Here is a 10,145-nt window from a genome sequence, read left to right on the forward strand (position 1 = left end):
TTCCCTGTTTGTACTGAACGTTCCAAGGAGTTAGAACAATGAGCGACAACATCTTCACCGGCTGCATCCCCGCCCTGATGACCCCGTGCACCGCCGAGCGTAAGCCGGACTTCGACGCCCTGGTCGCCAAGGGCCGCGAGTTGATCGATATCGGCATGAGTGCCGTGGTGTACTGCGGTTCCATGGGCGACTGGCCGTTGCTCACCGAAGCCGAACGCCAGGAAGGCGTGGCACGCCTGGTGGCAGCCGGTGTGCCGACCATCGTTGGCACCGGCGCGGTCAACAGCCGCGAAGCCGTGGCCCATGCCGCCCATGCGGCCAAGGTCGGCGCCCATGGCCTGATGGTGATTCCGCGCGTGCTGTCCCGTGGTGCCTCGGCCACCGCGCAAAAGGCGCACTTCTCGGCCATCCTCAAGGCCGCGCCGAATCTGCCGGCGGTGATCTACAACAGCCCCTACTACGGCTTCGCCACCCGCGCCGACCTGTTCTTCGACCTGCGCCGCGAACACCCGAACCTGATCGGCTTCAAGGAGTTCGGCGGCGGTGCCGACCTGCGCTACGCCGCCGAACACATCACCTCCCAGGACGATAACGTGACCTTGATGGTCGGCGTGGACACTCAGGTAGTGCACGGTTTCGTCAACTGCAACGCCACAGGCGCCATCACCGGTATCGGCAACGCCCTGCCCCGGGAAGTGCTGCAACTGGTGGCCTTGAGCAAAAAGGCCGCCAAGGGCGATACCAAAGCCCGTCGCCAGGCCCGTGAGCTGGAAGCAGCGCTGGCGGTGCTGTCGTCCTTCGATGAAGGCTGCGACCTGGTCCTGTATTACAAGCACCTGATGGTGCTCAATGGTGATAAAGGCTACGCCCTGCACTTCAATGAAACCGACGTGCTCAGCGACGCGCAGCGCCATTACGCCGAAAACCAGTACGCGCTGTTCCGCCAGTGGTATGCCAACTGGTCGGCGGAACAGAACGTCACCTGATCCCTTGCGCGCCGCTGCGGTTCTCGCAGCGGCCAACCTCTTTTCTACCAGGACAATCCCATGACTCTGACGGGCAAAATGCTGATCGGTCAGCAACTCATTTCCGGAAATCGCGCGGCGATCCGGGCGATCAATCCCGCCACCGATACCCCCATGGAACCGGCCTATAACGGTGGCGACGGTGAACAGGTGGCCCAGGCGTGCGCCTTGGCGTGGGCGGCGTTTGATGGGTATCGCGAAACCTCGCTGGAAGCTCGGGCCACCTTTCTTGAGACCATCGCCACGCACATCGAAGCCCTGGGTGATGAGCTGATCGAACGTGCCGTTGCCGAAACCGGCCTGCCCCACACGCGCATTCAGGGCGAACGCGGGCGCACCTGCGGCCAACTGCGCACCTTCGCCCGCACCGTACGCGCCGGAGAATGGCTGGATGTGCGGGTGGACCCTGCACAGCCGCAACGCCAGCCGCTGCCTCGTCCAGACCTGCGCCAGCGCCATATCGCGCTGGGCCCGGTGGCCGTGTTTGGTGCGAGCAACTTCCCCCTGGCGTTTTCCGTGGCCGGTGGCGATACCGCCTCTGCGCTGGCCGCCGGTTGCCCGGTGGTGGTCAAGGCCCATGGCGCGCATCCAGGTACCAGTGAGCTGGTAGGCCAGGCGGTGGCGCAGGCGGTCAAGGCCTGTGGCTTGCCTGAGGGCGTGTTTTCATTGCTGTACGGTTCGGGCCGCGACGTGGGGATTGCGCTGGTCACCGATCCGCGCATCAAGGCCGTTGGTTTTACCGGCTCGCGCAGCGGTGGCGTGGCGTTGACACAGGCGGCGCAAGCACGGGCCGAGCCAATTCCGGTGTATGCGGAAATGAGCTCAATCAACCCGGTGTATCTGTTCCCAGCCGCATTGGGCGCGCGCGGCGAAGCGTTGGCAAAAGGCTTCGTGGCGTCGCTGACCCAAGGCGCCGGGCAGTTTTGCACCAACCCTGGGTTGGTAATCGCGGTCCAAGGGCCTGCGCTGGATCGCTTCATCAAATCGGCCAGTGAAATACTGCCCAACTGTGCAGCGCAGACCATGCTGACCCCCGGCATTTTCAGCGCCTTCGATGCAGGCGTGGCCGTACTGACAGAGCACGCCAAGGTGGCGGCAAAAGGATTGCCAGCAGAAGGCCCCAATAGAGGCCAGGCCCACTTGTTCGTGACTCAGGCTCAAGCGTTTTTAGCGAATGAACACCTGCAAGCCGAAGTCTTCGGCGCAGCCTCATTGATCGTCGCATGCGCCAACGACGAGGAGATGCACCAGGTTTCCGAACACCTGGAAGGCCAACTGACCGCCACTCTGCAGATGGATGCAGACGATCTGCCAAACGCCAAGGCCCTGCTGCCGGTGCTTGAGCGCAAGGCCGGTCGCCTGCTGGTCAACGGCTGGCCGACAGGTGTCGAGGTCTGTGATGCCATGGTGCATGGCGGCCCCTTCCCCGCCACATCGGATTCGCGCAGCACCTCGGTGGGCACGGCGGCGATCCAACGGTTTTTGCGCCCCGTGTGTTATCAGGACTTCCCCGATGCACTGTTGCCTGCCGCGCTCCAGCACGGCAACCCTTTGCTGCTGCGGCGCTTGCTCGATGGCCAGAGGGAGGCGTAGGCCATGTCCGATCCGGATATCATCGTGGTCGGCGCCGGCATCATCGGTGTCGCCTGTGCCCTGCAACTGGCTCGTCAGGGGCGCCAAGTGCTGGTGGTCGACCCGCAGGAACCCGGTATGGGCGCGTCGTACGGCAATGCCGGGCACCTGGCGACCGAGCAAGTGTTTCCCATCGCCGACCTGTCGATCCTCAAGCGCTTGCCCGGCATGCTGCTGGACCCCATGGGCCCTCTGCGCCTGGATTGGAAATACCTGCCGCACGCCCTGCCCTGGTTCGTGCGTTTGCTGCTGAACCTGCGACCGGCGAGCTATCAGCGCACGGTCGCGGGTATCCGCGCGCTCAATGAAGGCAGCCTGGGCGCGTGGCAGCGCCTGCTGCACAGCATCGCGCGCTCGGAGTTGCTGCGTGAGGATGGCTCGTTGCTGGTGTTTGAACGGGCGGATTCACGGGAAGCCCTCAATGCCTTGCAGCAGCGCATGCAACAGCAGCAGGTGCCGGTGGCGTTCTGGTCCGGCGACGCCATACGCCAGGCTGCACCGCAGTTGAGCGACAACATCCAGGGCGGGCTGTTTTTTCCCGGCACCGGGCATTTTCTTGATCCTTATCACGTGGTCTGCGAACTGGTGCGGGCAGCCAAGGCCAGCGGCGTGCAGTTTCTTAAACGCCGGGTGCTGGATGGCCGCGTCGACGCACAGGGCGTTTCACTCACCACTGACCAGGGGCTGCTGAGCGCGCGTCAGGTCCTGATTGCCTGCGGCGCCCATTCGGCCAAACTGACCGCCGCCCTAACCGGCAAAAAAGTCCCGCTGGACACCGAGCGCGGCTACCACCTGATGCTGCCCCATGAACACCATCGCCTGCCGTTTGCGGTCACCTCCCTGGAGCGAAAATTCATCATGACCCCCATGACCGATGGCCTGCGTTTGGCCGGCACGGTGGAATTCGCCGGCCTTGATCGCCCTGCGAATATGGAGCGTGCCTGGCAACTGCATCGGTTGAGCAAGGGGTTGTTTCGCGAGGACTTGAGTGCAGAAAGTGCAACGCCGTGGATGGGTTTTCGACCGTCGTTGCCGGACTCGCTGCCGGTGATTGACCGGGTGTGTGATGGGAAGGTGCTGCTTGCGTTTGGGCATCAGCATCTGGGGTTGACGCAAGCGGCGGTGACGGCGGAGTGGGTTGGTGAGTTAGCGAGTGGGGGGCAAGCGCCATCAGTGGCCCCCTATCGCCTGGACCGGTTCTGAAACCTGTTGTAGTGAGCAGGCTTGCCCTGCTCACTACAACAAGCCTGTCTACCGTAGCGAGCTTCGTGTTCCCTTAGCTGATAGTCACGCGGTTTTTAGTAGAGGCCTTGAACAATGCGTCGGCCATTTCTTCAATATCATCACGCATGCAAAGCTTTTCCAACCACGCCTGCGGAATACCTTGCTCGCCATAATGTGCCCCCGCCAATTGCCCAACGATAGCAGCCGTTGTATCAGCATCATCGCCCAGGTTCGCAGCCGCCAACACAGCGTCGGCGAAGCTGTCAGTCTGAAGGACACACCACAGCGCCGCTTCTAATGAGGCCACCGCGTAACCAGAACCCGTGATTTGCGCGAGCCTCTTGCTGCAATAATCCCCCTGGGCAATGGCCACGACCTTCGGCGCAGAGATACCGGCGCGTGAAACACTCAACATCTGCTCCTTTGTCGCACCACTCAACGCATTGCTGATTGCCCGCGCCAGCACCACGCAGCACTCGATTGCCTCTTGAGCGCCATGCGTCGTACGAGAACTTTGACGGGAAAAATCGTCAACATGTTGCACGTCTGGAAAGTAAAACAACACTATCGGCGCCAGACGCATAAGCGAGCCGTTGCCCGCACAAAAAGGATCAGTAGAGCCCGCAAATGGATCACCGTGCGTCTCAAATGCCGTGAGTGCCGAGCGCACGGTCGTACCGATATCAAAACAATCGCCGGTGGAGCTCATGTAACCCCACTTCCACCAATTCAAGTACCGGCCCATCTGGTCGGCTGCGTCGAATCCACCTTTGCGCAGCAGACTTTCGGCCAAACACAGCGCCATTGAGGTGTCATCTGTCCACTGGCCCGGTTTTAGGCTGAACGGACCTCCACCCACCATATCGGTGAGCGGTGTGAATGTGTCGCGTGGCATGAATTCAACTGTCGTGCCCACTGCATCGCCGCAGGCCAGGCCCAGCAAACTACCGCGATAACGATCCAAAAGAGTCAGAGGCATCATCCTTCCTTGAGAAAATCGGTCAGTCAGTACCTTACTTGACCAACCGCTTCTCCTTCGAGGGGCGATATCCGAAATACGAGCTATAGCATTTGCTGAAATGACTCGGCGACACAAACCCACACGCCACCAGCACCTCCACCTGTGACAGCTCAGTGTGCTGCAACAGCCGCCGCGCTTCAGTCACGCGCAGTTCCATGTAGTAACGCTGCGGCGTGGTGCCCAGTTGTTCCTTGAACAAGCGCTCCAACTGGCGCCGGGAGCGGCCGGCGTAGACGGCGAGCTGGTCCAGTTCCAGAGGCTCCTCCAGGTTCGCGTCCATCAGTTTCACCACCTCACGCAGCGGCGCACTGACGCTGACGTTTTCGGTGGGTTTGATGCGCCGGTAGCGGGACTCTTCAAAGGCCAGGATGTCTTCGATACCTTCGACCAGTGCCTTGTCATGCAGGCCCTTGATCCAGTCCAGCGCCATGTGGAAGGCACCGGACGGGCTCGAGGCCGTGAGCCGGTCGCGGTCGATCACGTAGGGTTCGCTGGTGACGTGGGTGGCCTTGGACACTTCTGCCAGTGCCGGGCGATGCTCCGGGTGAATGGCGCAGCGATAGCCTTGCAACAAACCGGCACGGCCCAGGAACCAGGCGCCGTTCCACAGGCCGGCGAGGCTGATGCCCTGTTCGGCGGCGGTGCGCAGCAGTTGGATGAAGTCTTCGCTGGCCTTGAGTTCCGTGCGGAAACCACCACAGATCACCAGCAGCTCCAGGTCTTGCAGCGCCGCCACGTCCAGGCGCGCATCCGGGCGGATCACCAGGCCAAGGTCGCTGATAACCTCGCCATCATCACAACCGAACGTACGCGAGGCGAATAGGTCGGGACGCAGCAGGTTGGCGGTGACGAACGTGTCGAGGGTCTGGGTGAAGGCCGGCAGGGAGAAGTGTTCGAGCAACAGGAAGCCGACGCGGGTGACCGCCGCCGGTTGCGAGGTTTCGTTGAGGTAGCGCAGGTTCTTGCCTTTCATGCCACCGCTGAATTGACGTCTTTCCATCGAGGGTTGGCCCACTCTTATTGTTGATGCAATGGGCGCCATCTTAGGGGCAAATGCGTTGGCTGTCTCAGGCACTGATCCTGAAAAAACCACAAGCGAGCAAAGCCCCCAGCTTAGTAGGGCCAGGCGCATCTGATACGGTTTTTTCTTTGCTATCTGCGCCTGTATCGAAACGCCACCTGGGCGGACAATAGCGCCATCCCCACTCCCTTCCCTCTGGAGGCCTTATGACCAAGATGGCACTTTTCCTGTTCGGCTTTTTGGTGTTGACCATCGGCATCGGCCTGCTGGCGACCATCTCGCCGGTCTGACAGTCAGCCGGCAAACAGCATCGGGTACAACGACACCACCAGCAACGCCGCCATCGATCCGTTGAACACCCGCAACCAGCGCGGCTCACGCAACACATTGCGCAAGCCGCTGCCACACACGACCCACACACAGACGCTGGGCAGGTTGACCACCGCGAACACCAGCGCAATCACCAGCACATTGGTGACGTAACCTTCGGCTGGCGTGTAGGTGGTGATTGCCCCCAACGCCATGATCCAGGCCTTGGGGTTCACCCACTGGAACGCCGCCGCGCCGAGGAAGGTCATGGGCTTGCCCTGCTCATCAGGGCTGTCGGACATGCCGCCCGCCGTCGCAATCTTCCACGCCAGGTACAGCAGATAGGCCGCGCCCACGTAGCGCAGCAGGGTATAGGCCCAAGGAAACACCTTGAACACTTCGCCCAGCCCCAGGCCGACCGCAATTACCAACAGCATGAACCCGATACTGATCCCCAGCGCATGGGGCATCGACCGTCGGAACCCGAAGTTCACGCCCGAGGCGAGCAACATCGTGTTATTGGGCCCCGGCGTGATCGAAGACACGAAGGCGAACAGCACAAAAGCTGATAACAGGCTGGTAGACATGAACATGACGCGGCATCCAAACGGAGGGGGTATGCCAGCGACAGTAGAGGGTAATGCGCCGCCTTGCCCCGTACAGCCATGGCACGATTGAGGCATACACTTTTTTGCCAAAGCTTTCACAAACCTTTCACAGATAGGGGCATATGGTGAATCCAGCTCCTAATGAACATCCTTTTTAGCCCGCGCTCCCCACGCGGGCTTTTCTTTGCCTGGGATTTCGCCCGACCAAAAAAAGAGGCAAGCCATTACGCATGGCTTGCCTCCCGTATCGATTGTTTAACGCGGACCGCCTCCACCGCCAGGACCAGGGCCGCCGCCCTGACCATGCCCGCCACCATGACCACCGCCACCACCCGGTGGCATGAACATCCAGCAGCCCGACAGCGTCGACAACAGCGCAACAACCACCGCCGCCTTGGTTAGATAACTCAACTTCATGACCACACTCTCTTACTTGACGAGATTGACTTCTCGTTGGGTAAGACAGCGCCAACTCCAGTGCGTCACGGCTATCGTGTAACCTGATGGTAGGGTTTGTAAGCCACGCGGTACAAGGCGCCGTCAGTTCTGAGGACGTTGCTTGGTCGAGTCCAGTTCGGCTTTTTTGGCGGTGCTGATTTCGGTAATTTGCGCCGACTTGGCGATCGCAAAATCGAAGGTATCCTGCATCTTGGCGATGGCATCGGTGGCGGTACCTTTGAGCCCACCGTTGGCGGCCCAGTCGAAGTTCCACACACCCGAGAGGTTATCGGCGCCGGGGACATCATGGGTTTCAATGGCGGTGAACACATCGGGGTGACGCTCCATGTACTTGGCAGCATCGGAAACCTCGGCCGGCACTTTGCCTGAGGCATTGTTGGCCAACTGGGTCAGTTCCTGCTTGGTGATGGCCGACTTGCCGGTCTGGCGCATGTAGTCGGCAATCACTTTGCTGGACTTGGCAATGTTCAACTTGTCATCGAACGCCGAAGGTGACGCTTTAGGCGTGTTTGCCCCGCTGCCGGCGGGCGTTACGGTAGTAGACATCGGCGCTGCTCCCCTGAAGGTACGAATGAAATCGTCGTGCTGACGATAGCCTGGCGCCGACGTTAGCATGGGCAATGGGCCATTAATCATGCGCTTCACAACAATTCACAAGGCACAGCGGATTTCGGTCAAGGGTCGCTCAAACATGCCCATAAATCCCCCAGGAACCGATGATATGAAACCGTTTCGATGCGCTGTATTGATTGCCCTGTTGGGGATCCCCGCCTTGTCGCTGGCAGCGCCCGATGTTCAAGTGGGTTTCTCACCGGAAGGCTCGGCCCGCCAATTGGTGCTGCAGACGATTGACGGCGCCCAGCACAGCATCCAGATGCTCGCCTATGCATTCCAGGCGCCCGACATCATGCAGGCACTGGTCAACGCCAGTAAACGCGGTGTCGTCGTGCGCGTCGTCATCGATAAAAAACGCAACCTGGGCAAAGCCAGCAAGAAAGCCATGGATTTTGTCAGCCGCAACGGCGTGGAACTGCGCACCAGCGATCACTTCCACCTGCAGCATGACAAAACGATCATCGTCGATGGCACCACCGTCGAGACCGGGTCATTCAACTACACCGCCTCGGCTGAAACGATGAACTCCGAAAATGTGCTGATCCTTCGCGACACGCCTGAAGTTGTGCGCCAATATACGGCGCACTGGCAGTCGCGATGGGCGCTGGGCGTGCCCTACGTCGTGCAGTGACTCAGGCACTTGGGCCACAGGTTCTTCATCGGCTGACCTTTCGGCCCTCAGAAAAGGTTCAAGGCATGCATACCGTCTCTTCAGCACCCGTCATCCTGATCACCGGCGGCAGCCGCGGCGTCGGCGCGGCAACAGCGCGCCTTGCGGCAGCGCAAGGCTACGACGTTGCCATCAGCTACATCAGCAACGAGGCTGCCGCCCTTGGTGTGGTGGCCGATGTGCAAGCGCTGGGACGCCGCGCCTTGGCGATACGCGCCGACAGTGCGGACCCCGAACAGGTCGCACAGTTGTTCGCCGCCATCGACGAAGCGTTTGGCCGCATTGACGTGCTGGTCAATAACGCCGCAATCATTGCGCTGCAATCACGCTTTGAAGACCTCGACTTTGAGCGTATGCAGCGCATCTTCGCGATCAATGCCATCGGCCCGATGCTGTGCGCGCAGCAGGCGGTGAAACGCATGTCGCTGCGCCACAACGGTCAGGGCGGCAGCGTGATCAATGTGTCCTCGGGCGCCGCCCGGCTCGGCAGCCCCAACGAGTATGTGGACTACGCCGCCTCCAAGGGTGCCCTGGAGACATTCACCATCGGCCTGTCCAAGGAAGTCGCGCGTGAAGGCATCCGCGTCAACTGCGTCCGCCCGGGGCATATCTACACCGAGATGCACGCCAGCGGCGGCGAACCCGGCCGTGTGGACCGGGTCAAGGAGAGCATTCCGATGGGCCGTGGCGGCGAGCCCGAAGAGGTGGCTCGCGCCATACTCTGGCTGGCCGGTTCAGAAGCATCGTTTATTACCGGGACCTTCCTGGATGTGACGGGCGGCAAGTAAGCGGCAACCGCCGATTAGCGGGAAGTCTGCTGGTCCCGGTGCCGGGCCAGCCCTTCCAGGGTGAACCGCGCCTGCATCAGCACTACGTCTCGCACCAGTTCCATTTCCTGCTGGTTCACTTCGCGCCACTTCAAGGCTTCCAGCAGCTTGGGCTTCTGTACCCGGAAGGCCAGCCCCTGAGTGAACAGCGCCATTGAGTGAATCACTGTGCGTTCGTCCTCTACCGCAAAGCCCGCCAGGCGTGCGATCAACAGGCGGATCACCCGGCCAATGCGTGCCTTGAAGCGCTCCTCGAACGCCATCGTTGCACTCGCAGGGCACAGGCCCGCCTGGTGGCGGTCCATGAACGCACGCCAAGCCGTGGTTTGCGGGCTGTCCTGGATGGTAGAGACCACGGTGCCCAGAATGCCCAGCGAGGCGTCGATCAAGGCGCTGTCGTCTGAACCGGCATCCGCCAGCGCGCTCTCCGCCGCCTCTACGGACGGCGACATTTTGCGCCACAGCAGCGCGATCAAATGCTCGACACACGCCAGGTACACGCCCTCCTTGCCATCGAAGTAGTACTGGATCGCAGGCGCGTTGACGCCAGCAACGGTGGCGATATCACGGGTGGAGGCACCATCGTAGCCCCGCTCGCCAAACACCTCGACAGCCGCCTCGATGATGCGTGCCCGGGTTTCTTCACCGCGCTGGTAGCCACCCTCGGCAGCCGGTTTATGTCGTGCCATGTGCAACTCCATTCGAATACCGGACCAAAATATACCAGTTGACAA

Annotated in this window: 11 protein-coding genes; 5 read left to right on the top strand and 6 right to left on the bottom strand. The window is 61.2% G+C overall.

All coding sequences use genetic code 11. The features are described 5' to 3' along the window. Nucleotides 1-38 precede the first annotated feature (38 nt). Genes CI807_RS23120 through CI807_RS23130 form a run of 3 tightly spaced genes read left to right on the top strand, consistent with a single transcriptional unit; the run spans nt 39 to nt 3,860 of the window. Entirely contained in the window at nt 39-986 is a 948-nt protein-coding gene (locus tag CI807_RS23120) for a dihydrodipicolinate synthase family protein (RefSeq protein ID WP_095016374.1), read from the top strand. A gap of 60 nt (nt 987-1,046) precedes the next feature. Beyond that, on the top strand, nt 1,047-2,618 hold the full coding sequence (locus CI807_RS23125; RefSeq protein WP_095016375.1) for an aldehyde dehydrogenase (NADP(+)): 1,572 nt from the start codon (nt 1,047-1,049) through the stop codon (nt 2,616-2,618). Between the two features lie 3 nt (nt 2,619-2,621). Further along, nucleotides 2,622-3,860: an FAD-binding oxidoreductase gene (locus CI807_RS23130; protein WP_095016376.1), complete on the top strand. Its 1,239-nt coding sequence runs from the start codon at nt 2,622-2,624 to the stop codon at nt 3,858-3,860. Between the two features lie 73 nt (nt 3,861-3,933). Here CI807_RS23130 and CI807_RS23135 read toward each other — a convergent pair whose 3' ends face one another. The 5 genes from CI807_RS23135 to CI807_RS23150 form a co-directional block, all read right to left on the bottom strand. Next, the gene (locus CI807_RS23135; RefSeq protein ID WP_095016377.1) at nt 3,934-4,860 is read right to left on the bottom strand and encodes an ADP-ribosylglycohydrolase family protein; all 927 of its coding nucleotides are present in this window, start codon (nt 4,858-4,860) and stop codon (nt 3,934-3,936) included. A 34-nt stretch (nt 4,861-4,894) separates the two neighbouring features. After that, nucleotides 4,895-5,902, bottom strand: coding sequence for a GlxA family transcriptional regulator (locus tag CI807_RS23140; protein WP_095016378.1), 1,008 nt, complete (start codon nt 5,900-5,902; stop codon nt 4,895-4,897). 314 nt (nt 5,903-6,216) lie between these two features. Beyond that, nucleotides 6,217-6,825, bottom strand: a complete 609-nt coding sequence (locus tag CI807_RS23145; RefSeq protein WP_025999861.1) for a LysE family translocator — start codon at nt 6,823-6,825, stop codon at nt 6,217-6,219. A 270-nt stretch (nt 6,826-7,095) separates the two neighbouring features. Further along, the gene (locus CI807_RS31500; RefSeq protein WP_177003748.1) at nt 7,096-7,257 is read right to left on the bottom strand and encodes a hypothetical protein; all 162 of its coding nucleotides are present in this window, start codon (nt 7,255-7,257) and stop codon (nt 7,096-7,098) included. 123 nt (nt 7,258-7,380) lie between these two features. Then, nucleotides 7,381-7,845, bottom strand: coding sequence for a hypothetical protein (locus CI807_RS23150; protein ID WP_095016379.1), 465 nt, complete (start codon nt 7,843-7,845; stop codon nt 7,381-7,383). A gap of 175 nt (nt 7,846-8,020) precedes the next feature. Here CI807_RS23150 and CI807_RS23155 point away from each other — a divergent pair, with 175 nt between their 5' ends. Together CI807_RS23155 and CI807_RS23160 are read left to right on the top strand one after the other, a co-directional pair. Then, nucleotides 8,021-8,545, top strand: a complete 525-nt coding sequence (locus CI807_RS23155; protein ID WP_095016380.1) for a phospholipase D family protein — start codon at nt 8,021-8,023, stop codon at nt 8,543-8,545. A gap of 65 nt (nt 8,546-8,610) precedes the next feature. After that, nucleotides 8,611-9,372, top strand: a complete 762-nt coding sequence (locus CI807_RS23160) for an SDR family oxidoreductase (RefSeq protein ID WP_095016381.1) — start codon at nt 8,611-8,613, stop codon at nt 9,370-9,372. A gap of 14 nt (nt 9,373-9,386) precedes the next feature. Here CI807_RS23160 and CI807_RS23165 read toward each other — a convergent pair whose 3' ends face one another. After that, nucleotides 9,387-10,100, bottom strand: coding sequence for a CerR family C-terminal domain-containing protein (locus CI807_RS23165; protein ID WP_095016382.1), 714 nt, complete (start codon nt 10,098-10,100; stop codon nt 9,387-9,389). Between the last annotated feature and the right edge of the window lie 45 nt (nt 10,101-10,145).

The sequence above is a fragment of the Pseudomonas sp. NS1(2017) genome, from assembly GCF_002269425.1.
Taxonomy (GTDB): domain Bacteria; phylum Pseudomonadota; class Gammaproteobacteria; order Pseudomonadales; family Pseudomonadaceae; genus Aquipseudomonas; species Aquipseudomonas reactans.